At 35.0% G+C, this 1,206-nt stretch carries 1 protein-coding gene and 1 pseudogene; both read right to left on the minus strand.

Going from position 1 to position 1,206, the window contains the following annotated elements:
* Positions 1-696 (minus strand): annotated as a pseudogene (locus FHL06_RS14840) (ABC transporter permease); the annotation flags it as partial.
* Positions 656-1,206, minus strand: a 551-nt coding sequence (locus FHL06_RS13605) for an ABC transporter ATP-binding protein (protein ID WP_153387179.1), incomplete at its 5' end; no start/stop codon positions are given. The pseudogene FHL06_RS14840 and the gene FHL06_RS13605, both read right to left, overlap by 41 nt.

Consider the following 1,206-nt stretch of genomic DNA (forward strand, 5'->3'; position numbering starts at 1 on the left):
TTTACCTAAGAAATACTTGAGTGCTGTGGTACTGGAAAAGATAATTTCCATTATCTTAGTTCCCTTTTCGGAAGCAATTTCTTGAGCTGTGATAGTAGTGTAGGTAATCAAAATTATATAAACCATGACGACTGTGATCCAAAAGGAAATAATTTTGGCTGTATGAGCCGTTCCAGTTTTCTTTTGAACATTTTCTGTTAACTTAGGTTGTTGCTGTAAGGCCTGAATCTGAGTTGCTGATAACTGAGCATTAGCCAAATTTAGCCGTTGTTGTTGAGTATTTAGGAAGATATTGATTTTAGACTTCATTGATGAATCTAAAGAACTTGTTCATACGTACTGTGCTGAAATCTTCTGATTATCGCTCTTTAAAGTTAAATAACCAGCAATCTTTCCCTTATTCAATTGTTTTTTTGCCTTAGTTTGATCAGTAATAGCAGTATTAACATCAGTTTTATTAGCCTTTAGATAGCTGTTACGCAATTGTGAATTTTGACTGATTACTGCTATTTCAGAATTATTCTCAGTATTTGAGGCACCTAAATAACCAGCACCAATAGTAATTCCAAACATTAGAAATGGACCAAAGACTAACATGACAAAACTCCAAGATTTAACTTGGCGTAAAAAGGTTTCTAATGTAACGATCCATAGTTTATTCATCTTTTTCACCCGCTTTTCTTCTGAAAATTTCATTCAAAGTCGGTGGTTGTTGACTGAATTCTTCAATATATTGCCCATGTGTCAATTCATCAAAGACATCACGTCCTGCTTCTTCTTTATCTAGATACAAAACATATCGACGTGATTCTAACGGTTTGGCAGCTACAACGTGTGACAAGGTAGCTAGCTTATCAATACTTTGATCTGTTGTTACATAAATCATCGTTTTCCCAAAGGAGTCACGAACTTCTTGAACTGCTCCATTTAAAACAACTTTTCCATTACGCAACATCACAAGTTTATCGCACAATTCTTCAACATTTTCCATATCATGACTGGAAAAAATAATAGCAGCACCTTGTTTTTTAGCAGTTAAAATTGCCTGCTTCAAAAGATCCGCATTAACAGGATCTAAGCCACTAAAAGGTTCATCAAGAATCAACAATTTAGGATTATGAATCAGAGTACAGATCAGCTGAACCTTCCGTTGATCACCTTTGGAAGGATCTTCGATTTTATCTTTCTCTCTCACTTTGACCGCAA

Origin of the sequence: Companilactobacillus halodurans, from assembly GCF_009600985.1 — a bacterium.
GTDB lineage: Bacteria > Bacillota > Bacilli > Lactobacillales > Lactobacillaceae > Companilactobacillus > Companilactobacillus halodurans.